The following is a 23,479-nucleotide window of genomic DNA, read 5'->3' as shown; positions in this document are numbered from 1 at the left end:
AGCCATGCGGGGCATGCTGCAGCGAATCTGGAACGAGCAGAACCGCACCAAGGAGGCGCTCGCGTCGGCGCGCGACTTCGCCGCGGTGTCGTCGCACGAGCTGCGCACCCCGCTGACCGCGATGCGCACCAACCTCGAGGTGCTGTCCACCCTGGACATGTCCGACGATCAACGCAAAGAGGTGCTCGGCGACGTCATCCGCACCCAGTCGCGCATCGAGGCCACCCTGAGCGCCCTCGAACGGCTGGCCCAGGGCGAACTGTCGACGTCCGACGACCACGTGCCGGTCGACATCACCGAGTTGCTCGACCGCGCCGCCCACGACGCGATGCGCATCTACCCCGACCTCGACGTGTCGCTGGTGCCGTCGCCGACGTGCATCATCGTCGGACTGCCCGCCGGATTGCGCCTGGCGGTGGACAACGCGATCGCCAACGCCGTCAAGCACGGCGGCGCGACGCGGGTGCAGCTGTCGGCGGTGAGCTCGCGCGCCGGGGTGGAGATCGCCATCGACGACAACGGCGGCGGCGTTCCCGAAGAGGAACGCAGCGTGGTGTTCGAGCGGTTCTCCCGCGGGTCGACCGCGTCGCATTCGGGTTCCGGGCTGGGGCTGGCGCTGGTCGCCCAACAGGCCCACCTGCACGGCGGGACCGCCGCACTGGAGAGCAGCCCGCTGGGCGGCGCGCGGCTGGTGCTGCGCCTGCCCGGCCCGAGCTAAACGAGTTCGCTTGGAGCGCAAGGCTTTTGACCGGCTCCGCGCCCAGGGCCGCCCGACCGGCGCGGTCCGCGGAGGGTCGGGCACACTGGAGCGATGGGTAACGGCAACAAACCGACCGACAACGACACGCTGGCACACATCCGCGACCTGGTCGCCGAGGAGAAGGCCCTGCGGGCGCAGCTGCAACAGGGCGACATCTCCGAGTCGGAGGAACACGATCGCCTGCGCCGGCTCGAGGTCGAGCTCGACCAATGCTGGGACCTGCTGCGACAGCGCCGGGCGCTGCGCGACACCGGCGGTGACCCGCGGGAGGCGGAAGTGCGTCCGGCCGACGAGGTCGAGGGCTACCTGAACTGAGCGGCGACGCGGCAGACGTCGACGCCGTAGTCATAGGCGGCGGCCACAACGGCCTGGTGGCGGCGGGATACCTGGCGCGGGCGGGTCTTCGGGTGCGGTTGCTGGAGCGGCTGGGGCACGTGGGCGGGGCCGCCGTCTCGGCGCAGGCCTTCGACGGGGTCGGGGTCCGGCTGTCGCGGTACTCCTACCTGGTCAGCCTGCTGCCACCCCGCATCGTCGACGACCTGGGCGCCGCGGTGCGGTTGGCGCGCCGACGTTATTCCTCGTACACGCCCGACCCTGCGACCGGTGGGCGCAGGGGGCTGTTGATCGGCGCGGGCGTCGACACGTTCGCGGCGATCGGCGCCGACACCGACGCGCGCGGGTTCGCCGCGTTGTACCAACGCTGCCGCCTGGTGACCGGGCGGCTCTGGCCGACGCTGCTGGAACCGTTGCGCACCCGCGAGCAGGCCCGCCGGCACGTCGTGGGTGACCCGGAAACGGCGGCCGCGTGGCACGCGCTGATCGAGGAGCCAATCGGGCATGCCATCACCGCGGCCGTCGACAACGACGTGGTGCGCGGGGTGATCGCGACCGACGCGCTGATCGGAACGTTCGCCCGCCTCGACGACCCGTCGCTGATCCAGAACGTCTGCTTCCTGTATCACGTGCTCGGCGGCGGGACCGGGGACTGGGATGTCCCCGTCGGCGGGATGGGCGCGCTGACCGACGCCCTGGTCAGGGCCGCCGTCGGCCACGGCGCCGAAATCACCACCGGCGCAGAGGTTTACGCAGTCGAACCGGACGGCCTGGTCCGTTATCGCGCCGGGGGCAAGGAGCGACTGATCCGGGCCCGGTTCGTGCTCGCCGGGGTCACGCCGGCCGTGCTCGCCGGGCTGCTCGGCGAACGACCGCCCGCCCCCGCCCAGGGCGCGCAGGTCAAGGTGAACATGGTGCTGCGGCGCCTGCCCCGGTTGCGCGACGGCGGCGTCACACCCGAGCAGGCCTTCGCCGGCACGTTCCACGCGAACGAGACCTGGGCCCAGCTTGACGGCGGGTACTCGCACGCGGCCGCCGGGCAGATCCCGGATCCCCTACCCTGCGAGGCGTATTGCCATTCCCTGACCGACCCGAGCATCCTGCCGGCCGACCTACGCGAATCCGGCGCGCACACCATGACCGTGTTCGGCCTGCACACCCCCCACTCGCTGTTCGACGGCAGCTACTCCGGCGCCCTGCGCGACCGGCTGACCGAATCGGTGCTGGCGTCGCTGAATTCCGTTCTGGCCGAACCGATTCAGGACGTCTTGATGGACGACGCCCAGGGCCGGCCATGCATCGAGACGACGACCACCCTGGACTTGCACCGCACGCTAAGGATGACCGCCGGAAACATCTTCCACGGCGGCCTGGCGTGGCCCTTCGCCGACGACGACGACCCGCTGGACACGCCGGCGCGGCAATGGGGGGTGGCCACCGCGCACGAGCGGATCATGCTGTGCGGCTCCGGCGCCCGCCCCGGCGGCGGGGTGTCGGGCATCGGCGGGCACAACGCCGCGATGGCGGTGCTGGCCTCGCTGACTGGCTAGCTGGCTAGCGGGCGTCGATCGTCTTGTAGTCGCGCTCGGTGTAGCCGGTGTAGATCTGTCGGGGACGGCCGATCTTGCTGTCGCCCTCGTCGTGCATCTCGCGCCAGTGCGCGATCCAGCCCGGCAGCCGCCCCAACGCGAACAGCACGGTGAACATCCGCACGGGGAAGCCGAGCGCCCGGTAGATCAGCCCGGTGTAGAAGTCGACGTTCGGGTACAGCTTGCGCTCGACGAAGTAGTCGTCGGTCAACGCCGCCTCTTCCAACTCCTTGGCGATCTCCAGCAGTGGGTCGCCGCCGAGCTTGGCCAGGATCTTGTCGGCCTGTTCCTTGACGATGCGGGCGCGGGGGTCGTAGTTCTTGTAGACCCGGTGACCGAAGCCCATCAGCTTGACGCCCTCTTCGCGGTTCTTGACCTTGCGGACGAACTCGCTGACGTCGTCGCCGCTTTCGCGGATCTGCTCGAGCATCTCGAGCACCGCCTGGTTGGCACCGCCGTGCAGCGGCCCCCACAGCGCGTTGATGCCACCGGAGATCGACGTGAACAGGTTGGCGCGCGAGGACCCCACCAGCCGCACCGTCGACGTCGAGCAGTTCTGCTCGTGGTCGGCGTGCAGGATCAGCAGCATGTCGAGAGCCCGGACCACCTCGGGATCTGCCTGGTACGGCTCGGCCGGCAGCCCGAACGTCATCCGCAGGAAGTTCTCCACCAGCGACAGCTTGTTGTCCGGGTAGAGGAACGGCTGCCCGACGGACTTCTTGTAGGCGTACGCGGCGATGGTGGGCAGCTTCGCGAGCAGGCGGATGGTCGACAGCTCGACCTGCCGGTTGTCCATCGGGTCCAGCGCGTCGGGGTAGTAGGCACTCAGCGCGTTCACCACGCTGGACAGCACCGGCATCGGGTGCGCGTTGCGCGGGAAGCCGTCGAAGAACCGCTTCAGGTCCTCGTGCAGCATGGTGTGCAGCTGGATCCGCTTGGTGAATTCAGCGAGCTGATCCTTGTCCGGCAGCTCGCCGTAGATCAGCAGGTAGCTCACCTCGATGAAGGTCGACTTCTCGGCGAGCTGCTCGATCGGGTAGCCGCGGTAACGCAGGATTCCGGCGTCGCCGTCGATGTAGGTGATGGAGCTCTTGCAGGCGGCGGTGTTGACGAAGCCGTTGTCGAAAGTCGTGTGCCCGGTCTTGGACAACAGGGGACCGAGCGCAATCCCGTCGGCACCTTCGGTGGCGCGAACGATCTCAAGGTCGATCTCGCCCCCCGGGTACTTCAGAGTTGCGGTGTCGTCGGTGTCGGCCACGAGAACCCCTTTGCGCTCTGGCTGGTATGGCTGCCCTGACTAGGTGCTTATAGGTGAAGGTAGTCGTTGTCGCGTTCGCGTGCCTGCCCGGGGTCGGGTCTGCGGCGTCGCACCGGCCCCTCGGCTCGGTCAGGGCTGCAGGCGCTCGACCCGGTCGCCGATGACCCGGATCCGGTTATGCAACCGGTTCTCCCGCCCCTGCCAGAATTCGACCTCCTCCGGGGCGAGCAGGTAGCCGCCCCACCCCGGTGGCACCGGAACCTGCTCGCTGTCGGCGAAGCGCGCGGTCACCTCGGCCAGCTGGTCGAGTAGGGCCGCCCGCGAGGCGATCGGACGCGACTGCTGCGACGCCCACGCCCCCAGCTGCGAGCCGCGGGGTCGCTTGGACCAGTAGTCCTCGGTGACCTCTTCAGTGACCTTGCTCACCGCACCGCGGACGTGCACCTGCCGGCCCAGCAGGTACCACGGAAAGGTCGCCGACGCGTAGGGCGTCACCGCCAGGTCGGCGCCCTTGGCCGAGTCGTAGTTGGTGAAAAATGTGATCCCCGACTCGTCCACGCTCTTGCATAGCACCGTCCGGCTCGTCGGCCTGCCGTCGGCGACGGTGGCCAGGACCATGGCGTTGGGTTCCGCGACGCCGGAGCGCTCCGCGTCGTCGATCCATTTGCGCAGCAAGGCAACCCAGCCGTCGTCGAGCCAATCCGCGTCGAGATCCGGACTGCCGTCCTTTTCCACCGATCCGTACTCCACGCGCATTCTCTGCAGGTGCTCACGGTCTGGTCCGGCCATCGCGCCAACGCTACCGGGGCTTGCTACCGGCCGGTAGCGTCGGCGCGAACCTGGGGTGCGAGAATTTTCCTATGACTGTGGTCCCCGAAGACTTTGTCCCCGGCCTCGAAGGCGTGGTCGCTTTCACCACCGAAATCGCCGAGCCGGATAAGGACGGCGGCGCGCTGCGCTACCGCGGCGTCGACATCCAAGACCTGGTGAACCAGCAGGTCACGTTCGGCGAAGTGTGGGCCCTGCTGGTCGACGGAAAGTTCGGTCACGGATTGCCGCCCGCCGAGCCGTTCCCGCTGCCCATCCACACCGGCGACGTGCGCGTCGACGTGCAGGCGGGCCTGGCGATGCTGGCCCCGATCTGGGGCTACCGCCCCCTGCTCGACACCGACGACGCCACCGCCCGCGACCAGCTGGCCCGGGCCTCGGTGATGGCGCTGTCCTACGTCGCCCAGTCCGCGCGCGGCATCTACCAGCCCGCCGTCCCGCAACGCATCATCGACGAATGCTCGACTGTCACAGCCCGTTTCATGACGCGCTGGCAGGGCGAGCCCGACCCGAGGCACGTCGAGGCGATCGACGCCTACTGGGTCTCGGCCGCCGAGCACGGCATGAACGCCTCCACCTTCACCGCGCGGGTGATCGCCTCGACCGGGGCCGACGTCGCGGCGGCACTGTCCGGGGCGATCGGGGCCATGAGCGGGCCGCTGCACGGCGGCGCGCCGGCGCGCGTCCTGCCGATGATCGAAGAGGTCGAGCGCACCGGCGACGCCCGCGGCCTGGTCAAGAAGATCCTGGACAGCGGCGACAAGCTGATGGGCTTCGGGCACCGTGTCTACCGTGCGGAGGACCCGCGGGCGCGGGTGCTGCGCGCGACCGCCGAGCGGCTGGGCGCGCCCCGCCACGAGGTTGCGGTCGCGCTCGAGCAGGCCGCCCTGGCCGAGCTGCGCGAACGCCGTCCGGACCGCGCCATCGAGACCAACGTCGAGTTCTGGGCGGCCGTGATCCTGGACTTCGCCCAGGTACCGCCCAACATGATGCCGGCGATGTTCACCTGCGGGCGCACCGCCGGCTGGTGCGCGCACATCCTCGAACAGAAGCGGCTCGGCAAGCTGGTTCGCCCGTCGGCCATCTACGTGGGTCCCGGCCCGCGTAGCCCCGAGTCCGTCGAGGGTTGGGATCGCAGCCTCACCAACGCCTAGTTGTCGGTGCCCGGCGATTTAATGGGTGTCGCCGCGATGAGTTTGCGTCGCGGGAGCAGTCATAACTCGCGAGCCTGCCCGTCCCGGGCCGGCCTGGGAGACCGACAGCAAGGAGAACGACAATGGCACCTAACATCGAACCCGCCCTGTCCCCGCACCTGGTGGTGGACGACGCGGCCGCCGCAATCGACTTCTACGTCAAGGCCTTTGGCGCCGAAGAGATAGGGCGGGTGCCTCGCCCGGACGGAAAACTCGTCCACGCGGCGGTGCGCATCAACGGCTTTCTCGTCATGCTCAACGACGACTTCCCCGAGGTCTGTGGCGGCAAGTCGATGACGCCGAAATCCCTGGGCGGCACCCCGGTCACCATCCACCTGACGGTCACCGACGTCGACGCCAAGTTCCAGCGGGCGCTGGATGCGGGCGCCACCGTTGTCGCGCCGTTGGACGACCAGTTCTGGGGTGACCGCTACGGCGTAGTCGCCGACCCGTTCGGCCACCACTGGTCGATGGGGCAGCCGGTCCGCGAGGTCCCGTACGAGGAGATCCAGGCCGCGATGGCGGGGCAGGGCGCCGGCTAGCCCAGCAGCCGGTCCAGCAGCCCGCGTCGCTGCGGCGGCGCGGGCTCGGCGGCGGCAGCGGCGGCGAGCATGTCGGCGACGTCGGTGAACTTGTTGCGCGGGCGGCCGTCGGCGCCGCCGCGGGCGATCTCGGCGGCGTCGATGGCCCGCCAGCCGTGCGCGTCGAGGGCGTCGGGCTGCCGGGCCAAGACCAGCTTGTCCAGCGCCCCCGGCCCGGCCGCCGGATGGCCGAGCTTGCCGGCGTTGAAGTCCTCGACCAAGGCATGAACGGTTTGCAGCGAGCACGATTTGTTCGTGCCGATGAACCCGCTGGGGCCCCGCTTGATCCAGCCGGCGACGTACGCCCCGGGCACCGGCGCCCCGGAGTCGGGGTCGACCACGCGCCCGCCGTCGTTGGGCACGACGGCCGCCGACCCGTCGAACGGCAGATCGCGAATCGGCTTGCCGCGGTAGCCAATTGAGGTCAGCACCAGGCCCGCCTCCAATTGGCGCCGCTCGTCGGTGCCCGTGACGGCGAACTCGACGCCGATGGCGCGTTGGTCACCCAACACCCGATTCGGGGTCAGCTGGTAGGCGAGCCTGATGCGCGGCGCCTCGGACTTATGGGCCGGAGCCGAATCGTCGCCGAGCTTGCTCAGTATTTCCAGCTTGCGCCTGGTCAAGCCGTCCCTGGCGGTGGCGAGATCGGCCGCGACCAACTCGTGATCGGCCGCGCTGAGCACGACATCGGACGAGCCCGTGAGCCCGATCAGTTCGGGCAGGGTGAATGCCGACTGCGCGGGACCGCGCCGGGCGGCGACCACCACCTCGCGGACCGCGGAGCCACGAAACGCCGCCAGCGCGCGGTCGGAGATGTCGGTCCGGGCCAGGTCGTCGGGATTGGCCGTGAGCACGCGGGCGACGTCGAGGGCGACGTTTCCGTTGCCGACGATCACCACCCGCTCGTGGCCGAGATCGACTGGCAGATGGGCGAACTCGGGATGCCCGTTGACCCACGCGACGAATTCGGTGGCGGTGCCGGTGCCCGGCAGACCCATGCCCTCGATCTCCAGGCGACGGTCGTCGGGGGCGCCCACGGCGTACAACACGGCGTGATGGTGGGCGAGCAGTTCGGCGTGGCTCAAGTGCCTGCCGACCTCGACGTTGAGGTAGAACCGGAAGCGGCGGTGACCGGCGACGCGGTCGAACAGCCGGGTCACCCGCTTGGTGTTCTGGTGATCGGGCGCCACGCCGGCGCGCACCAACCCGTACGGCGTGGGCAGCTTCTCAAAGACGTTGACGCGCACGCCATGCTGGGTGAGCAGTTCGTCGGCGGCGTACATCGCCGCCGGCCCGGACCCCACGATGGCCACGGTCAGCGGCCGCCGGCTCGCACGCACCTCGGCCGCCGGCAGCACGGGCGCCAGCTTCGAGGTCGGCGGCAACTTCTCACCCTTTGGCAGCTCCGGGTAGAAGGACGCGTTGATCTCGACGAACGGCAGCTGCTTGGTATCCAGGCGGGTGTCAGGAGCGATCGCGCCGACCGGGCAGGCGCTCACGCACGCCCCGCAGTCCACGCAGGCCACCGGATCGATGTAGAGCATCTCCGAGGTGGCGAAGCCGGGCTCGTCGGGCGTGGGGTGAATGCAGTTCACCGGGCAGGCGAAAACGCAGGACCCGTCGTTACAGCACGACTGGGTAATAACGTGCGGCATAGGCGATTACCCGTGCGGCCCTAGGCGGCCGGCGCCGCGGCCAGGTGCTGGCGTTGCGGCTCGCTGCGGTAGCGCGACGGCTTGCCGTCGATCTTGCAGAGCCGCCACATGAGCCGCGCCGAGCGCGTCTCCATCAGCCCGGTGTCGTGGGCCAGCATCCGGACGTCACCGAACATGTCGCTCAGCCACTTTCGCGATTCCGGCGAGCGGAAGAACAGCTCCCGCTTCACCTCGCGGGGAATGTCGAACTCCTGCCAGAACGCCTTGGGCGGCACCACGATGGCCCGGCACAGGACCTTCATCGTCAGCGGCAGGTACAGCGCCGTCCAGAATCGCTGGCGGCGTGTCAACTGCGGCACCCGCCGGCGCAGGAACTCATGGGCGAAGGAGATGTGCCGCGCCTCCTCGGCCACGTGAATGGCCATCACCCGCTCCATGATCGGATGCAGCGACTTGCCTTCGCGCAGAACGTTTTTCTGCGTATGGTCGATCGGCTCCTCGCCGGCGAGCACGCCGATGAAGAATGCCACCGGCAAGGGACCGGCGACCAGGGGAACCAGCGGCGAGAGCCACTTGAGCAGCCGCGGCATGCCCGGAACGTCGGCGCCGACGCGGTTGACCATCTCCTGGAACATCATCGTGTGGTTGCACTCTTCGACCGATTCGTGCAGGCAGTAGCGGTATTCCGGGGACCCGTTGGGCACCCAGAACGTGTAGTTCATCAGGCCGCGGATCAGGATCGACTCGAAGTGCAAACCGACCTTGGCCACGTTGGCCTGGCGCCACATGCCGATCTTGATCTTGCGCTCGTCCGACTGCGCCCGATACCACGGGTGGCGACCCAGGGGGTCGGTCTCGGGCAGGATCCACCGCGGGTCGTTCTCGGTGACGGCGAATTCGGGTGAATCCCAATCGATGTCGGTATACGGGTTGAAGTTACGCCGCACCGACCCCTCGGACAGTGTGGCAAGCGTGTTGACGTATTCGGTGTCGTCGCGCACTTCCATATTGCGGCGCCAGCGCCGAACCATGCGTGTCCTGGCCATATCCAAGCCTCCCCAACGAGGTTTACATTTGGACGTGCTGTGTCCAGACAGTACCGCAGGTACCGCATATCTTCCAGACCCCCTGGCGGCACTGTGGGCTGACCAGTGGTCAGGGTTTTAGTGTGCCCTGCGTCACAGGGCGCGAAACGCCGAGCGGTCGCGGCCACCGCTTTCGCCGCGGCCGGGGGCGCCCGCGATCGGACCGCCGCGTGGCCGGTCAGCTCCGCTCACTACCCTGTTGAGCATGGCTGACCAGCTCGAGGTTCCCGCTGACATCAAACCCCGCGACGGCCGCTTCGGATGCGGCCCTTCCAAGGTCCGGCCCGAACAGTTGGAGGCGCTGACCACCACCGCGGCCCCGCTGTTCGGCACGTCGCACCGGCAGGCGCCCGTCAAGAATCTGGTGGGCCGGGTCCGGTCGGGAGTCGCCGAACTGTTCTCGGTGCCGGACGGTTACGAGGTCATCCTCGGCAATGGCGGCGCGACGGCATTCTGGGACGCCGCGGCGTTCGGGTTGATCGACAAGCGCTCGTTGCACCTGTCCTTCGGCGAGTTCAGCTCGAAGTTCGCCTCGGCGGTCGCGGGCAATCCGTTCGTCGGCGACCCGATCGTCATCAAGGCGGACGCGGGCAGCGCCCCCGAGCCGCAGGGCGATCCCTCGGTCGACGCGATCGCCTGGGCGCACAACGAGACCTCGACCGGGGTGGCGGTGCCCGTGCGCCGTCCCGACGACGCCGGGGACGCCCTGGTTCTCATCGACGCGACCTCCGGCGCCGGCGGCCTGCCGGTCGAGATCGGCGACACCGACGCCTACTACTTCTCCCCGCAGAAGAATTTCGCCAGCGACGGCGGCCTGTGGCTGGCGATCATGAGCCCGGCGGCGCTGGAGCGGGTCGAATCCATCGCGGGGTCCGGCCGCTGGGTGCCCGACTTCCTGTCGCTGCCGATCGCGGTGGACAACAGCCTGAAGAACCAGACCTACAACACCCCGGCGATCGGCACCCTGGCGCTGATGGCCGAGCAGCTGGACTGGATGCTCGGCAACGGCGGGCTGGAGTGGGCGGTCAAGCGCACCGCCGACTCGTCGCAGCGGTTGTACTCCTGGGCCGAGGAGCGGTCGTACACCACGCCGTTCGTGGTCGACCCCGCCTTGCGGTCCCAGGTCGTCGGCACCATCGACTTCGTCGACGACGTCGACGCCTCGGCCGTCGCGAAGGTTTTGCGGGCGAACGGCATCGTCGACGTCGAGCCCTACCGCAAACTCGGGCGCAACCAGTTACGGGTCGGGATGTTCCCGGCGGTCGACCCCGACGACGTGAGCGCCCTGACGCAATGCATCGACTGGGTGGTCGAACACCTGTAACCGCCTCGCAATCAGCGCGCAACCGCCCAGCGTGTCACCACAGGTTAAGGGCGTTAGCTGCACTAGAGTGCGCACGAGACGGGTCCGTCGACCTGCACGGAGCCTGCGAGGAGAAACCATGCGGGAACTCAAAATGGTTGGGATCGGCGCCGACGGCAAACACGTCATCTGCGAGGCCGGCAACCCGGAGGAGCAATTCAAACTGGCGGTCGACGATCAGCTGAAGGCTGCGGTGCGCGGCGAGACCATGCCGACCGAGCAACCGCAGCTCGACATCCAGGTGACAAACATGCTGAGCCCCAAGGAGATTCAGGCCAAGATCCGGGCCGGCGCGTCCGTCGAGCAGGTGGCCGCGGCGTCGGGCTCCGACATCTCGCGGGTCCGCCGGTTCGCGCACCCCGTGTTGCTGGAACGCGCCCGCGCGGCGGAGTTGGCCACGGCCGCGCATCCGGTGCTCGCCGACGGCCCCGCGGTGCTCACCCTGCTGGACACCGTGAGCGCGGCCCTGGTGACGCGCGGTCTGGAACACGACCGGCTCAGCTGGGACGCCTGGCGCAACGAGGACAGCCGCTGGACCGTGCAGCTTGCCTGGAAGGCCGGCCGGTCCGACAACATCGCGCACTTCTCCTTCGCCCCCGGCGCGCACGGCGGAACGGTCACGGCCATCGACGATGCGGCCAAGGAGCTGATCGATCCGAACTTCGACCGCCCGCTGCGGCCGCTCGCGCGGGTGTCGCACGTCGACTTCGAGGAGCCGGCGAAACCGGCCCCCGCCCCGGCGCAAGCCGCGCACGAGGAGCCCGCCCGGCCCGAGCAGCCGGTGCACACCCGGCGGGGTAAGCCCGTCATCCCGGCTTGGGAGGATGTGCTGCTCGGCGTGCGCTCGGGCGGACAGCGCTAAATCTAAGGCGGCGACCCGCAGCGCCCGGCTACGCCGCGCTCGCGATCGCCGCTAGCCCTTTTTTCGCGTTACCGCGCCACCGTCAAAGCGAGCAGCGTCAGCCACGCCCCCGCGACCCCGATGCCCGCGCCCAGCAAAAACCACCGCAGCACCAGCTTGTGGCGCCATCCCCACAGCGTCGGCGTCAACCCGCCCGCCGCCACGAGGTTGAGCGCGACCGCGAGCAACGGATGCACCCGAACCAGTCCCAGGCTGAGCACCACGATGGCGGCCCCGGTCACTGCGGCCACGAACCCCGCGACCGTCAAACCCGTTGCCCAAGGCACGGAATCGTCGGTCACGAGCCGAGCCTAGCCCGTTCGTAGAACGCCAAAGCCGCCGCAGTGGCGACGTTGAGCGAGTCGGTGCCGCGCGACATCGGGATGCGCACGCGGACGTCGCTCATGCGCAGGGTCGCCGGCGTCAGGCCAGGCCCCTCGGCACCCACCAACACCGCGACGCGTTCGTCGCGCGCGGCCGCCATGGCCTCGGGCAGGGCGCAGGCCTTGGCGCCCGGGGTCATCGCCAGCAGCCGGAATCCCTTCTCCTTGAGCGTGGCCAGCTCGGCGGGCCAGTCCGTCGCTCGGGCGTACGGGACCAGCAGCGCGTGGCCCATCGAGACGCGAACCGCGCGACGGTACAGCGGGTCGGCGCAACCGCCGCCGAACACCACCGCGTCCACGCCGAGGCCGGCCGCGTTGCGAAAGATCGAGCCCAGGTTCTCGTGATCGTTGACGCCCTCGAGCACCGCGACGGTCCGGGCATGGTCGAGCAATTCGGCGACGCCGGGTTCCGGCACCCGGCGGGCGGCGGCCAGCACACCGCGATTGAGGTGGAAGCCCACCACTTGCGCCATGACGTCGGCGGAGGCCCGGTAGAACGGCGCAGCATTGCCGGCGAGGTCGGCGGCGAGCTCGCCGAGCCGGCGCTCGGTGCCCAGCAGGGCGTGCGGCGTGAACCGGGAGGCCAGCATGCGCTGCACCACCAGCACGCCTTCGGCGATCACCAGGCCCTTGCCCGACGGCAGGTCGGGACGACGATCGACGCTGTTCAGGTGGCGGAAATCGTCGAGGCGCGGGTCCTCCGGATCGTCGACGTCCTGAACGTTCAGGCCATCGTGACTCACGGGCCTTCGTCGACCAGGGCCAGCATCAGGTCGGCCGCGCTGCGCAAGGTGTCGCGTTGCTCGCTGTCCAGCGTCGCCAGCCGCTTGGCCAGCCACTCCTGGCGGGCGCGGCGGGTGGCCTTCACCAACTCGGCGCCGGACTGGGATACCGAGACCAGCACCTGCCGGCCGTCGATCGGATGCGGGGCGCGGTCCACCAGGCCCATGTCGGCCAGCGAGGCGATCACGCGCGTCATCGACGGCGGCCGGACCCGCTCGCGAATCGCCAGCGCGCCGGGCGTCATCGGGCCCTCGTTGGCCAGCGTGGCCAGCGCCGACAGCTGCGACAACGACACCGGGGACGACGGGTTTCGGAACCGGAGTTGGCGGGCCAGCCGCATGACCGCCAGCGACAGGTCGCTGGCCAGCCGCGCATCGCTGTCAGGCATGGCGCGAGGTTACACGCAACGTCGAGGAATCGGGATACGAACCCGTGAACGTCGGATGTTGCCCTCAGCGCCGCCGGCGGCGGGTCGCCGAAGCGCTTGCCCCGGCGCGTAACCCGCGCTTTTCGCCCGGCCGCACCACCGTCCGGCGGCCCGCACCCGCGGCGGGCTATGTTGATCGCGATGTCTGTTGAACCCGGCCGGGCCCGCGAAGCCCCGCCGCTGCCGCCCGCGCTACTCAACGCGTGGCCGTTCGTCGCCCTCGGCGCGCTCGGCTGGCTGGCCGCGCTGGCCGCCGCGTTTCTCGTGCCCTCGCTGGAGAGCTGGCGCCCGGTCACCCTGGCCGGGCTCGGCGTCGGGGCGCTCGGCACCGGCATCTTCGTGTTACAGCTCGCCGAGGCCCGCCGCGGCGCGCGCGGCGCACAGGCCGGGCTCGAAACCTACTTCGAGCACGACTAACCCGCACTCGACACCAACCCGGGAGGATCGATGGTAGCCCCGCTGCTGCAAGCCCAAATCGATATCGACGCACCGGTTTCCAAGGTGTGGGGGTTGATATCCGACCTTCGCCGGATGCCGGAGTGGAGCCCGCAATGCCGCTGGATGAAGAGCTTCGGCCCGCTGCGCCAGGGCACGCGCACCCTGAACCTCAATCGCCGTAACCGGGTGTTCTGGCCGACCACGTGCACCATCGTCGAGGTCATCCCCGAGACGAAGCTGGCCTTCCGGGTCCAGACCAACGGCACGATCTGGAGCTACGAACTCGAACCCACCGGCGCGGGCACCCGCGTGACCGAAAGCCGGCACGCCGAAAACGGCGTCACCGCGTTTTCGAATCTGTCGGTGAACGCGCTGTTCGGCGGCACCACCAACTTCGAACGCGAACTGGTCGACGGGATGAACACCTCGCTGGCCAGAATCAAGGCCGCCGCCGAAAAGGGCTAGTCCGCCTGGGGCTGCTCGGGCTCCGGCGTTTCGGGTGCCTCGGGCTGGGGCTCGGGGGTCTCGGGCGTCAACGCCGTCGGCTCCGGTTCGGGCTCCCCGCCACCGTCCGGCGCAGCCTCCTCGGTGCGGGCCTCCACCGGCTCGGGCGCCGCGGGCGGCGCCTCCGCGACATCGAGCACGCCGTCGTCGTACGGCTCGTAGGCGGGCGACCCGGTGCCCGCCGGGGCCGGGGTGTCCGAATGCGCCCCGCATCCGTACTGCTTGTCGACGATCTGCCCGTCGGCCGACAGCTCGTTGCCGCACACTCCGAACATCGCGCCGAGCGATCCCGCCAGCGGCAGGAAGAAACCGCAGTCGCGGCACACCCGTTTGGTGGAGCGCGCCATCGGTGAGTCGGGGCCGTGATCGCCGGTGTGCCATCGTTCGGCCGCCTCGGCGCGGCCCCAGGCACTCATCACCCAACGCCGGCCCAGCCCGACCTCGGCGGCGGTTTCGTCGACCTGCGGGTCACCGCTGGCGGTGTAGCCCGGGACCAGTCGCGGATCGTCGGCCGCGGGCGCCAGCAGGTCCCCAGGGCTCAAGTCGCCCGGGCGCACCCGCTGATCCCAGGGCACCCACTCGGGCGCCAGCAAGGCCGTCGGTCCCGGGATCAGCACCACCTCGCTGACGGTGGCGTGGTCGGCGCCGGGGTGCGCGGCGACGACGACGGCCCATTGCCAGCCCTGGTAACCGGGCAGATGCGCCAGGAATCGGTGGGTCGCGGCGGCCGAATCCTCGTAGCTGACGCCCAGGTAGTCGCCCACCGCCTCGGCGCCGCTGAACTCCACGACGGCGGACCTGGCCTGGTCCACCGCGCCCGTGAGTAGGTCCGCCAGGCCCTCGGGCCACTCGGCCACGGTCGCCACGGCGGATTCCTCGATCGGCCCGGTCACGCTGTCCCCTTCCTGCATTGCGGTTCCAATACTAGGTTGGCGAGCCACACCCCGTACCTGCAGACGCATGTCGTCGACATAGGGGAGAATCTCCAACGTGTCTGGACGGCGGCGTGACGATCCGGGCCGCGTGGCCTCCAACCCGGGGCGCCGGCCCCGCAATGGGGCCCACAATCAGCATCCGGGCACGGCCAACTACCCCGCCGGCGAAGGCGCCGACCGGCGGACCCGCCGGCCCCCGCCGATGCCGAGCGCCAACCGCTACCTGCCGCCCATCGGCCAGGAGTCGGAGCCGGATCCCATCGACAGCCCGCCGCCGCGGGGCGCCGCGGCCGGCGAACGGATCACCGTCACCCGCGCCGCCGCGCTGCGCAGCCGCGAGATGGGTTCGCGGATGTACTGGATGGTGCAGCGCGCCGCCACCGCCGACGGCGCCGACAAGTCCGGTCTGACCGCGCTGACGTGGCCGGTGGTGGCCAACTTCGCGGTGGACGCCGCGATGGCGGTGGCCCTGGCCAACACCCTGTTCTTCGCGGCGGCCACCGGGGAGAGCAAGGGCCGGGTGGCGTTGTACCTGCTGATCACCATCGCGCCGTTCGCGGTCATCGCGCCGCTCATCGGCCCCGCGCTGGACCGGTTGCAGCACGGCCGCCGCGTCGCTCTGGCCGCGTCGTTCGTCCTGCGGACGGCGTTGGCGCTGGTGCTGATCATGAACTACGACGGTGCCACCGGGAGTTACCCGTCCTGGGTGCTCTATCCGTGCGCACTGGCCATGATGGTGTTTTCCAAGTCGTTCAGCGTGTTGCGCAGCGCGGTGACCCCGCGCGTCATGCCGCCCACCATCGACCTGGTGCGGGTGAACTCGCGGCTCACCGTGTTCGGTCTGCTCGGCGGCACCATCGCCGGCGGCGCCATCGCGGCCGGGGTCGAGTTCGTGTGCACCCACCTGTTCAAGCTGCCGGGCGCGTTGTTCGTCGTCATCGCGGTGACGGTCGCCGGCGCCTCGCTGTCCATGCGGATCCCCCGTTGGGTCGAGGTGACGGCGGGTGAGGTGCCCGCCACGTTGAGCTATCGCCAGCAGAGCGAACCGCAGCGGCGAAGCTGGCACAAAGAAGTCAAGAGGGTCGGCGGAACGCTGCGACAACCGTTGGGCCGCAACATCATCACCTCGTTGTGGGGCAACTGCACCATCAAGGTCATGGTGGGCTTCCTGTTCTTGTACCCGGCGTTCGTCGCCAAGGCACACCAAGCGAACGGCTGGGTTCAGCTGGGCATGCTCGGCATGATCGGCGCGGCCGCAGGCATCGGCAATTTCGCCGGCAACTTCGCCGCCGCGCGCCTGCGGCTGGGCCGGCCGGCCGTGCTGGTGGTGCGCTGCACGCTGGCGGTCTCGGCGGTCGCGCTGGCGGCGTCGGTGGCGGGGACCCTGGCGGCGGCCGTGATCGCCACGCTGGTCACGTCGGGGTCGAGCGCCATCGCGAAGGCCTCGCTGGACGCCTCCCTACAGAACGATCTGCCGGAGGAATCGCGGGCGTCTGGGTTCGGGCGCTCGGAGTCGACGCTGCAGCTGGCCTGGGTACTGGGCGGCGCCGTCGGCGTCTTGGTCTACACCGAACTGTGGGTCGGCTTCACCGCGGTCACGGCGATACTCATCCTCGGGTTGGCGCAGACACTTGTGAGCTTCCAAGGGAATTCGTTGATCCCCGGCCTCGGGGGCAACCGGCCCGTCATGGTCGAGCAGGAGGGCGCGCGCCGCGGCAGCCCGGCGGTGGTGCCCGAGTGAAACGCGGCATGGCCGCGCTGCTCGCCGGCCTGATGACGGTGGTGTGCGTGGCCGTCGGTGTCGGCACCTGGCTGCTGGTGCGCCCGTCCGGTGCGCAGCGCCCGGAGATCAGCGCGTACTCGCACGGCCACCTCACCAGGGTGGGGCCGTACCTGTACTGCAGCGTGCTCAACCTCGACGACTGTGACACGCCGCAAGCCCAGGGCGAACTGAAGGTCAGCGAGCGCTATCCGGTCCAGCTCTCGGTGCCCGACGCGATCTACCGGGCACCGTGGCGGTTGCTGCAGGTCTATGAGGATCCAACCAACACCACCAGCACCATCTTTCGGCCGGCCACCCGGTTCGCGGTCACCATCCCGCCGGTCGACCCGCAGCGCGGGCGCCTGGTGGGGATCGTCGTCCAGTTGCTGACGCTCGTGATGGATCCCGCCGGCCAGCTGCGTGACGTCCCGCACGCGGAATGGTCTGTGCGCCTGACCTATTGAGCGCCGAGCTCGCCGAACGTCGAGTTGTTGGGCGGATTCAGGCTTTGCTGGCCCAACAATCCGACGTTCGGCCGACCTGTCGGTGTGGTCGGGCAATGTGTCGGCATGCACAACCTGGGGTGGCCATTCAGAGGAACCGAAGCGTTGGCAGCCAGCATGCTCACGCCGCATCAATTGCGGACCCGCTTCGAGATGGTCTACCGCAATGTGTATGTCCCACGCGGCCAGAAGTTGACGCCCGTGACCCGAGCTGTAGCGGCTTGGCTGTGGTCGGACCGTACCGCGACGGTGGCGGGTCTATCCGCGGCAGCATTGCTTCGAACGAAGTGGATCGACGACTGGTCGCCGGCCGAGCTCAACCGGACCAGCCGCGATAAGGCTAGGAATATCGTCCTCCACAGCGACACTCTGGACGATGGCGAAACCTGTGTACGCGATGGCATCCGCCTTACCACGCCGGCGCGCACGGCGTTTGACTTAGGAAGACGAAAAGGTCTCACTGCAGCGGTAATTCGGGTGGATGCGCTTATGCATGCGACAGAGCTGAAGTCGGCTGACGTCGAGCTGCTGGTCGAGCGTCATCGCGGGGCGCGCGGCTTGGTGCAGTTGCGGCGGGTGTTGTTGCTTGCCGACGCCGGCGCCGAGTCACCGTGGGAGTCCAAGACCCGCCTGGTAATCATCGGTGCCGGCTTACCGCGGCCGCAGACCCAAATAGAAGTACTCAACGAATGGGGAGCGGTGATTGCGCGCATAGATATGGGCTGGGAAGAATTCAAGGTCGGCGTGGAATTCGACGGTGCGCAGCACTGGACGGACCCCGCGCAGCGAACTCGAGACATCGATCGGCTGGCCGAACTAGAAGCGCGGGGGTGGACGATTGTCCGAGTCAGCGCCGACCTGCTGCGCTATCGTCCAGATGTCGTCGTGTCCCGCGTGCGCAACGCCCTGCTCGTCGCGGGATGCCGGCTTTAATCGATGCCCAACGTCGGCTTTCTGCGACGAATCTGACCCATTCCGCCCGAAAAGTCGACATTCGCGCGAGGGGCAAAACCTATGCACCGTGGCCGGCGGGCACCCGCTCCCCCTCGACCGGGGGCCCCGGCGGGGTGCCGTCCCCGAAAGGCTTGCCGCCCAACGCCTCCCGGCCATGCGGCGAGAGCCAGCCCGTCAGGTCCGGCCCCTTGGGCACGATTCCGGTGGGGTTGATGTCGGCGTGCACGATGTAGTAGTGCTGCTTGATCTGGACGAAGTCGACGGTGTCGCCGAACCCGGGTGTCTGGAACAGGTCGCGCGCATACGCCCACAACACCGGCATCTCGGACAGCTTGCTGCGGTTGCATTTGAAATGCCCGTGGTAGACCGGGTCGAAGCGAGCCAGCGTGGTGAACAGCCGAACATCGGCCTCGGTTATGTTGTCGCCCACCAGATATCGCTGATTGGCCAGGCGCTCACTCACCCAATCCAGCGCCGCGAACAGCCGATCGTAGGCCGCGTCGTACGCCTCCTGCGAGCCGGCGAAGCCGCACCGATACACGCCGTTGTTGATCTCGGTGTAAACCCGCTTGTTGACCTCGTCGATCTCGGCGCGCAGCGGCTCGGGATAGAGCTGCGGTGCGCCGTCGCGGTGGTAGGCCGTCCATTCGGTCGAGAAGTCCAGTGTCATCTGCGCGAAGTCGTTGGTGACGACCGCGCCCGACGGCACGTCGACGAGCGCGGGCACCGTGATGCCCTTCGGGTAGTCGGGGAAGCGCTTGAAGTAGGCGTCCTGCAGCCGGGGGATTTGCAGCACGGGGTCGACGCCGCCCGGGTCGAGGTCGAACGTCCAACTGCGTTCGTCGTGGGTGGGCCCGCAAAACCCAATGGACATAACGCTTTCCAGGCCGAGCAACCGCCGGACGATGATGGCGCGGTTGGCCCAGGGACACGCCCGGGCAACGATCAGCCGGTACCTGCCCTGCTCCACGGGGTAACCGTCGCGCCCGTCGGCGGTGACGCGGGTGGTGATGTACTTGGTGTCACGAGTGAATTCACCCGTCCCGGCAACATAGGTGGCCATATCTCCCGCGTTTCGCTCGAATGTCGGTCAGGAACTCAGAAATCGCCGAGCCAGGTTTGTCTCGGTTGATGCGCCCTGCTCCCAGTGGGCGATCCACGGCCCGGTGCCCTCCGACTGGTCGATGATCCCCTGCTCGAGCCAGGCGTAACGGCCCTGGAGCACCTCGCGGGTCAGCCGGACGTCGCAGCCGTCGGTATTGCTCCACAACGCATCGAACAGCGCATCGACCCGCAGGGTGGCCTGCCGGCAAAACGTATCGGCCAGCTCGTAGGCCTGTTGACCGACCGCCGGGTCCACGGCCCTCTGCGCCTCGGCCCGCACACAGGCCGCCGACATCGCGAACAGCTCGGCACCGATGTCCACGATCCGCCCGAGGAACCCCTGGCGCTGCTCCAATTTGGCCTGCCAGCGGGCCATCCCGTAGAAGGTGTTGCGGGCCAGCTTGCGGCTGGAGCGTTCCACGAACCGCAGGTGCGACGCCAGCGGTCCGAATTCGCTGTAAGCGCTGGGGCGTTGTCCTTCTCCAAAAACCAGCTGGGGCAACCACTTTGCGTAGAAACCAGTGGCGCCTACCGCTGCCGTCGCCTTTTGCCGCAAACCCGCTTCGGGCTTCGCGAGGTCACCGGCCGCCGACAAGTGGGCATCGACCGCCTCCCGGGCGATGAGCAGCCTCATGATCTCGCTGGATCCTTCGAAGATGCGATTGATCCGCAGGTCCCGCGCTACCTGTTCGACCGGCACCGCCCGTTCGCCGCGCGCGGCCAGGGACTCCGCCGTCTCGTAGCCCCGCCCACCGCGGATCTGCATGACCTCGTCGGCGATGATGCACGCCATCTCGCTCGACCACAGCTTGGCCAACGCCGCCTCGATCCGGATGTCGTGGCGGCCTTCGTCGGCCATCTGCCCGGACAGCTCGAGCACCGCGTCCAGCGCATAGTTGGTCGCCGCGATGAACGAGATCTTGCGTGCCACCGCTTCGTGCTCGGCCAGCGGCTTACCCCATTGGACACGCTCCCCCGACCACTCGCGCGCCACCTTCAGGCCCCACTTCGACGAACCCGTCGCGATCGCGGGAATCGACAGGCGCCCGGCGTTGAGCGTTGTCAGCGCGATCTTCAACCCGTCGCCCTCGCGGCCGATCAGGTTTTCGCTGGGCACCCGGACGCGGTGCAGCCTGGTCACCCCATTCTCGATGCCGCGCAGCCCCATGAACTTGTTGCGTCGCTCCACGGTGATTCCGGGTGAATCGGCCTCGACGACGAAAGCGCTGATGCCGCCCCGGTGCCCATCGCCGCGGGGCACCCGGGCCATGACGACGAGCAGTTCGGCGACCACGCCGTTGGTCGTCCACAACTTCACGCCGTCGAGCTCGTAGGCCGTCCCGTCTTCGACGGGTGTTGCCGTCGACGCCAGCCGGGCCGGATCCGAACCCACATCCGGCTCGGTCAGCAGGAACGCCGATATGGCGCCCGCGGCGCACCGGGGCAAGAATCTCTTCTTCTGCTCCGGGGTTCCCGCAAGTTTCAGCGGCTCCGGCACCCCGATCGATTGGTGGGCCGACAACAGCGCACCGAGGCTGGGATGAACGGAGGAAACCATCATCAGCGCCCGGTTGTAGGCCACCTGCGACATGTTCAGGCCGCCGTATTCCGACGGAATCTTCATGCCGAAACAGCCCAGTTCGGCCAGACCCTTCACATACTCGTCAGGAATTTGCGCATCGCGTTCGATGACGCTGCCATCAACGCCGCGAAGGAAGTCGCGCAACGTGTCGAGAAACGCGCGGGTGCGCGCCTCGTCGGCATCCGACGGTTTGGGGAAAGGGTGGATGAGCTCCAACGGAAAGCGACCGAGGAACAGTTCCTTTGCGAAAGATGGTTTATCCCAACCGGTTTCGCGAGACTCCTCGGCCAGTGCCCTGGCTTGCTCCTCGGTGACCTGCGCTTGCTGTGCCATCGCAGCCTCCTTGCTCGACGACCGTGGCGAGGTGGGAGTACCCCCTGACCGGCACTTCCTCACCCCTTATGCGCAAGCGGGCGGCACCCGGCGCCGACGAGCTAGGCGTCGAGCTCCCGGGCGACCGCCCGAACCACCTCGGACACCCGGCGAGCGGTCTTGCGGTCCGGGTAGCGCCCCTTGCGTAGCTCGGGCTGAACGGCGCTCTCCAGCAGCGTGATCATGTCCTCGACCATGCCGTGCAGTTCGTCGGGGCTGTGCTTGTGCTCGGCGGGCGTCTCGCGGCGGCCCTGAGCCTTGGTGAGGCTGGGCGGCGGCTCAATCAGCTTGAGGCTCAGCGCCTGAGGCCCGCGCCGCCCGGAGGCGATGCCGAACTCCACGCGCTGGCCCGCTTTGAGCCCCTCGACGCCAGCGGGCAACGCCGACGAGCGGACGTACACGTCTTCGCCGTCCTCTTGCGACAGGAAGCCAAACCCCTTGTCGGCGTCGTACCACTTAACCTTGCCGGTCGGCACTGGTCTCACCTGCTTGTCTAACGGATCAATAGAATGGCCAACACAATAAGCGTCCCGCCTGCGCAGGACGCCGTTTGGTCCTTGATCCTACTCGGGTGCCCGCCTGACGAGCACCCCCGTTATTGCCCACTCGGTACGCTGGGCGGTACCGGTGGAGGAGATATGCGCCTGATCCTGAACATCATCTGGCTCGTGTTCGGCGGCCTATGGATGGCCGTCGGATACGTCGTCGCGGCGCTCATCAGCTTCCTGCTGATCATCACCATCCCGTTTGGTTTCGCGTCGCTGCGCATCGCCTCGTACGCGTTGTGGCCGTTCGGTCGCACGATCGTCGACAAGCCGACCGCCGGGACCGGCGCCCTGATCGGCAACGTGATCTGGGTGGTGTTGTTCGGAATCTGGCTGGCGATCGGTCACCTGATCAGTGCGGCGGCGATGGCGATCACCATCGTCGGCATTCCGCTTGCCCTGGCGAACCTCAAGCTGATCCCGGTGTCGCTGATGCCGTTGGGCAAGCAGATCGTTCCGGTCGACTCCCCGCCCCGATACTCCGCGGTGGCCGCATGACGCTGACCGCCCTCGGGGTTCCCTCGGTGCCAGGACGCACCGACGGCGTGCCCGACGCGCCGACCACCGGCCCGCTGGTCGACACCTATGGACGGGTGGCCACCGATCTACGCGTCTCGCTGACCGACCGCTGCAACCTGCGGTGCAACTACTGCATGCCGGCCGAGGGCCTGGACTGGCTACCCGGCGAGCGGCTGCTGCGCGCCGACGAGCTGGCGCGGCTGTTGGACATCGCCGTCACCCGGCTGGGCGTGACCAGCGTCCGGTTCACCGGAGGCGAGCCACTCCTGGCGCGACACCTCGAGGAGGTGGTCGCGGCGGCGGCGGCCCTGCGACCGCGGCCGGAGATCTCGCTGACCACCAACGGCGTCGGGCTGGCGCGGCAGGCCGCCGCGCTCGCCCGGGCGGGCCTGGATCGGGTCAACGTGTCCCTGGACAGCGTGGACCGCGACCACTTCGCGGCGATCACGCGCCGCGACCGGCTCGGCGACGTGCTGGCCGGCCTTCGGGCCGCCCACACCGCGGGGTTGGCGCCGGTCAAGGTGAACGCCGTGCTCGACCCGGTCACCGGGCGCGAGGACGTCGTGAAGCTGTTGCGCTTCTGCCTCGAGCACGGCTACCAGTTGCGGGTCATCGAGCAGATGCCGCTCGATGCCGGCCACCAGTGGCGGCGCGGCGCCGCGTTGAGCGCCGACGACGTGCTCGACGCCCTGCGCCCGCACTTCCGGCTGCGTCCCGACCCCGCGCCGCGGGGATCGGCGCCCGCCGAGCTCTGGCTGGTCGACACCGGCCCGGACACGCCGAGTGGCAAGTTCGGTGTCATCGCGTCGGTCTCGCACGCGTTCTGCTCGGCCTGTGATCGCACCCGCCTGACGGCCGACGGCCAGGTCCGCAGCTGTCTGTTCTCCGCCGAGGAGACCGACCTTCGGACCCTGTTGCGCACCGGCGCGTCCGACGACGCGATCGAACGCGCGTGGCGCGTCGCGATGTGGGGCAAGCCTGCCGGTCACGGCATCAACGACCCGAACTTCATCCAGCCCGCCCGTCCGATGAGCGCGATCGGTGGCTAGCCCGATGGGTGAGGCCGCCGTCGAGCAAGACGGGATTGCGGTGACGGTGCGCTACTTCGCGGCCGCGCGGGCG

At 69.0% G+C, this 23,479-nt stretch carries 25 protein-coding genes; 14 read left to right on the top strand and 11 right to left on the bottom strand.

Translation table 11 applies throughout. From position 1 onward, the window contains the following. The 3 genes from A5702_RS12465 to A5702_RS12455 all read left to right on the top strand — a co-directional run. A partial coding sequence (locus A5702_RS12465; RefSeq protein WP_197506553.1) for a sensor histidine kinase KdpD occupies positions 1 to 718 on the top strand: 718 nt, incomplete at its 5' end. A 93-nt stretch (positions 719 to 811) separates the two neighbouring features. After that, a complete protein-coding gene (locus tag A5702_RS12460) occupies positions 812 to 1,075 on the top strand; it encodes a DUF2630 family protein (RefSeq protein WP_055404141.1) in 264 nt (87 codons plus the stop codon). Continuing rightward, positions 1,072 to 2,643: an NAD(P)/FAD-dependent oxidoreductase gene (locus tag A5702_RS12455; RefSeq protein ID WP_068221060.1), complete on the top strand. Its 1,572-nt coding sequence runs from the start codon at positions 1,072 to 1,074 to the stop codon at positions 2,641 to 2,643. Before A5702_RS12460 ends, A5702_RS12455 begins: the two co-directional genes overlap by 4 nt. Before the next feature lie 4 nt (positions 2,644 to 2,647). Here A5702_RS12455 and A5702_RS12450 read toward each other — a convergent pair whose 3' ends face one another. Continuing rightward, a complete protein-coding gene (locus tag A5702_RS12450; protein WP_055400196.1) occupies positions 2,648 to 3,940 on the bottom strand; it encodes a citrate synthase in 1,293 nt (430 codons plus the stop codon). A 129-nt stretch (positions 3,941 to 4,069) separates the two neighbouring features. Then, a complete protein-coding gene (pdxH, locus tag A5702_RS12445; RefSeq protein ID WP_068221057.1) occupies positions 4,070 to 4,729 on the bottom strand; it encodes a pyridoxamine 5'-phosphate oxidase in 660 nt (219 codons plus the stop codon). 71 nt (positions 4,730 to 4,800) lie between these two features. Here pdxH and A5702_RS12440 point away from each other — a divergent pair, with 71 nt between their 5' ends. Together A5702_RS12440 and A5702_RS12435 are read left to right on the top strand one after the other, a co-directional pair. Beyond that, complete coding sequence (locus tag A5702_RS12440) at positions 4,801 to 5,922, top strand: citrate synthase 2 (protein WP_055400201.1); 1,122 nt, start codon at positions 4,801 to 4,803, stop codon at positions 5,920 to 5,922. Between the two features lie 122 nt (positions 5,923 to 6,044). After that, the gene (locus tag A5702_RS12435) at positions 6,045 to 6,503 is read left to right on the top strand and encodes a VOC family protein (protein WP_055400203.1); all 459 of its coding nucleotides are present in this window, start codon (positions 6,045 to 6,047) and stop codon (positions 6,501 to 6,503) included. On the opposite strand, the gene A5702_RS12430 is transcribed toward A5702_RS12435, so the two are convergent. Both A5702_RS12430 and A5702_RS12425 read right to left on the bottom strand, forming a co-directional pair. Further along, positions 6,500 to 8,197 (bottom strand): FAD-dependent oxidoreductase, encoded by a 1,698-nt coding sequence (locus tag A5702_RS12430; protein ID WP_068221050.1) that lies wholly within the window; start codon positions 8,195 to 8,197, stop codon positions 6,500 to 6,502. The genes A5702_RS12435 and A5702_RS12430 overlap by 4 nt on opposite strands. Before the next feature lie 20 nt (positions 8,198 to 8,217). Further along, positions 8,218 to 9,243: a diiron oxygenase gene (locus tag A5702_RS12425; protein WP_055400207.1), complete on the bottom strand. Its 1,026-nt coding sequence runs from the start codon at positions 9,241 to 9,243 to the stop codon at positions 8,218 to 8,220. 244 nt (positions 9,244 to 9,487) lie between these two features. On the opposite strand from A5702_RS12425, the gene serC reads away from it, so the two are divergent. Together serC and sepH are read left to right on the top strand one after the other, a co-directional pair. Beyond that, positions 9,488 to 10,606 (top strand): phosphoserine transaminase, encoded by a 1,119-nt coding sequence (gene serC, locus A5702_RS12420; protein WP_068221047.1) that lies wholly within the window; start codon positions 9,488 to 9,490, stop codon positions 10,604 to 10,606. 118 nt (positions 10,607 to 10,724) lie between these two features. After that, positions 10,725 to 11,507, top strand: a complete 783-nt coding sequence (sepH, locus tag A5702_RS12415; RefSeq protein ID WP_068221044.1) for a septation protein SepH — start codon at positions 10,725 to 10,727, stop codon at positions 11,505 to 11,507. Between the two features lie 68 nt (positions 11,508 to 11,575). Here sepH and A5702_RS12410 read toward each other — a convergent pair whose 3' ends face one another. The 3 genes from A5702_RS12410 to A5702_RS12400 are packed head-to-tail and all read right to left on the bottom strand — an operon-like array spanning position 11,576 to position 13,100. Then, positions 11,576 to 11,848 (bottom strand): DUF2537 domain-containing protein, encoded by a 273-nt coding sequence (locus tag A5702_RS12410; RefSeq protein WP_068221041.1) that lies wholly within the window; start codon positions 11,846 to 11,848, stop codon positions 11,576 to 11,578. Beyond that, entirely contained in the window at positions 11,845 to 12,672 is an 828-nt protein-coding gene (locus tag A5702_RS12405; RefSeq protein WP_068221038.1) for an RNA methyltransferase, read from the bottom strand. Before A5702_RS12405 ends, A5702_RS12410 begins: the two co-directional genes overlap by 4 nt. Then, entirely contained in the window at positions 12,669 to 13,100 is a 432-nt protein-coding gene (locus A5702_RS12400) for a MarR family transcriptional regulator (protein ID WP_055400218.1), read from the bottom strand. The genes A5702_RS12405 and A5702_RS12400 overlap by 4 nt, the downstream gene beginning before the upstream one ends. A gap of 180 nt (positions 13,101 to 13,280) precedes the next feature. Between A5702_RS12400 and A5702_RS12395 the strand changes: the two genes are divergently transcribed. After that, positions 13,281 to 13,556 (top strand): DUF2530 domain-containing protein, encoded by a 276-nt coding sequence (locus A5702_RS12395; protein WP_068221066.1) that lies wholly within the window; start codon positions 13,281 to 13,283, stop codon positions 13,554 to 13,556. 30 nt (positions 13,557 to 13,586) lie between these two features. Continuing rightward, the gene (locus A5702_RS12390) at positions 13,587 to 14,042 is read left to right on the top strand and encodes an SRPBCC family protein (RefSeq protein ID WP_068221037.1); all 456 of its coding nucleotides are present in this window, start codon (positions 13,587 to 13,589) and stop codon (positions 14,040 to 14,042) included. Here the strand turns inward: A5702_RS12390 and A5702_RS12385 are convergent. After that, a complete protein-coding gene (locus A5702_RS12385; RefSeq protein WP_156669599.1) occupies positions 14,039 to 14,974 on the bottom strand; it encodes a DUF3027 domain-containing protein in 936 nt (311 codons plus the stop codon). The genes A5702_RS12390 and A5702_RS12385 overlap by 4 nt on opposite strands. Before the next feature lie 130 nt (positions 14,975 to 15,104). On the opposite strand from A5702_RS12385, the gene A5702_RS12380 reads away from it, so the two are divergent. The 3 genes from A5702_RS12380 (at position 15,105) to A5702_RS12370 (ending at position 18,214) form a co-directional block, all read left to right on the top strand. Beyond that, positions 15,105 to 16,757, top strand: a complete 1,653-nt coding sequence (locus tag A5702_RS12380) for an MFS transporter (protein ID WP_055400224.1) — start codon at positions 15,105 to 15,107, stop codon at positions 16,755 to 16,757. Beyond that, on the top strand, positions 16,754 to 17,242 hold the full coding sequence (locus A5702_RS12375) for a DUF2771 domain-containing protein (protein WP_156669598.1): 489 nt from the start codon (positions 16,754 to 16,756) through the stop codon (positions 17,240 to 17,242). The genes A5702_RS12380 and A5702_RS12375 overlap by 4 nt, the downstream gene beginning before the upstream one ends. A gap of 105 nt (positions 17,243 to 17,347) precedes the next feature. Continuing rightward, positions 17,348 to 18,214, top strand: coding sequence for an endonuclease domain-containing protein (locus A5702_RS12370; protein WP_068221027.1), 867 nt, complete (start codon positions 17,348 to 17,350; stop codon positions 18,212 to 18,214). 79 nt (positions 18,215 to 18,293) lie between these two features. On the opposite strand, the gene A5702_RS12365 is transcribed toward A5702_RS12370, so the two are convergent. The 3 genes from A5702_RS12365 to A5702_RS12355 form a co-directional block, all read right to left on the bottom strand. Beyond that, complete coding sequence (locus A5702_RS12365) at positions 18,294 to 19,298, bottom strand: glutathione S-transferase family protein (RefSeq protein ID WP_068221024.1); 1,005 nt, start codon at positions 19,296 to 19,298, stop codon at positions 18,294 to 18,296. Positions 19,299 to 19,325: 27 nt separating this feature from the next. After that, positions 19,326 to 21,254 (bottom strand): acyl-CoA dehydrogenase family protein, encoded by a 1,929-nt coding sequence (locus tag A5702_RS12360; protein WP_068221021.1) that lies wholly within the window; start codon positions 21,252 to 21,254, stop codon positions 19,326 to 19,328. A gap of 101 nt (positions 21,255 to 21,355) precedes the next feature. After that, positions 21,356 to 21,769 carry a cold-shock protein gene (locus tag A5702_RS12355; RefSeq protein ID WP_067273548.1) on the bottom strand — a complete coding sequence of 138 codons (414 nt, stop codon included), beginning with the start codon at positions 21,767 to 21,769 and terminating at the stop codon, positions 21,356 to 21,358. 162 nt (positions 21,770 to 21,931) lie between these two features. On the opposite strand from A5702_RS12355, the gene A5702_RS12350 reads away from it, so the two are divergent. Then, entirely contained in the window at positions 21,932 to 22,336 is a 405-nt protein-coding gene (locus tag A5702_RS12350; protein ID WP_055400236.1) for a YccF domain-containing protein, read from the top strand. Beyond that, the gene (moaA, locus tag A5702_RS12345; RefSeq protein WP_055400237.1) at positions 22,333 to 23,406 is read left to right on the top strand and encodes a GTP 3',8-cyclase MoaA; all 1,074 of its coding nucleotides are present in this window, start codon (positions 22,333 to 22,335) and stop codon (positions 23,404 to 23,406) included. The genes A5702_RS12350 and moaA overlap by 4 nt, the downstream gene beginning before the upstream one ends. Positions 23,407 to 23,479 lie beyond the last annotated feature (73 nt).

The sequence above is a fragment of the Mycobacterium sp. E3339 genome (assembly GCF_001666915.1).
Classification (GTDB): Bacteria; Actinomycetota; Actinomycetes; order Mycobacteriales; family Mycobacteriaceae; genus Mycobacterium.
This window is presented reverse-complemented; position numbering and strand designations above follow the sequence as displayed.

Bases quoted from the DNA above. Each gene is read 5' to 3' on its own strand.
- A5702_RS12365 (WP_068221024.1), bottom strand. From the start codon at position 19,298: ATGGCCACCTATGTTGCCGGGACGGGTGAATTCACTCGTGACACCAAG.
- A5702_RS12435 (WP_055400203.1), top strand. From the start codon at position 6,045: ATGGCACCTAACATCGAACCCGCCCTGTCCCCGCACCTGGTGGTGGAC.
- serC (WP_068221047.1), top strand. From the start codon at position 9,488: ATGGCTGACCAGCTCGAGGTTCCCGCTGACATCAAACCCCGCGACGGC.
- A5702_RS12400 (WP_055400218.1), bottom strand. From the start codon at position 13,100: ATGCCTGACAGCGATGCGCGGCTGGCCAGCGACCTGTCGCTGGCGGTC.
- pdxH (WP_068221057.1), bottom strand. From the start codon at position 4,729: ATGGCCGGACCAGACCGTGAGCACCTGCAGAGAATGCGCGTGGAGTAC.
- A5702_RS12390 (WP_068221037.1), top strand. From the start codon at position 13,587: ATGGTAGCCCCGCTGCTGCAAGCCCAAATCGATATCGACGCACCGGTT.
- A5702_RS12350 (WP_055400236.1), top strand. From the start codon at position 21,932: ATGCGCCTGATCCTGAACATCATCTGGCTCGTGTTCGGCGGCCTATGG.
- A5702_RS12370 (WP_068221027.1), top strand. From the start codon at position 17,348: ATGCACAACCTGGGGTGGCCATTCAGAGGAACCGAAGCGTTGGCAGCC.
- A5702_RS12440 (WP_055400201.1), top strand. From the start codon at position 4,801: ATGACTGTGGTCCCCGAAGACTTTGTCCCCGGCCTCGAAGGCGTGGTC.
- moaA (WP_055400237.1), top strand. From the start codon at position 22,333: ATGACGCTGACCGCCCTCGGGGTTCCCTCGGTGCCAGGACGCACCGAC.
- A5702_RS12360 (WP_068221021.1), bottom strand. From the start codon at position 21,254: ATGGCACAGCAAGCGCAGGTCACCGAGGAGCAAGCCAGGGCACTGGCC.
- A5702_RS12430 (WP_068221050.1), bottom strand. From the start codon at position 8,197: ATGCCGCACGTTATTACCCAGTCGTGCTGTAACGACGGGTCCTGCGTT.
- sepH (WP_068221044.1), top strand. From the start codon at position 10,725: ATGCGGGAACTCAAAATGGTTGGGATCGGCGCCGACGGCAAACACGTC.
- A5702_RS12425 (WP_055400207.1), bottom strand. From the start codon at position 9,243: ATGGCCAGGACACGCATGGTTCGGCGCTGGCGCCGCAATATGGAAGTG.
- A5702_RS12460 (WP_055404141.1), top strand. From the start codon at position 812: ATGGGTAACGGCAACAAACCGACCGACAACGACACGCTGGCACACATC.
- A5702_RS12395 (WP_068221066.1), top strand. From the start codon at position 13,281: ATGTCTGTTGAACCCGGCCGGGCCCGCGAAGCCCCGCCGCTGCCGCCC.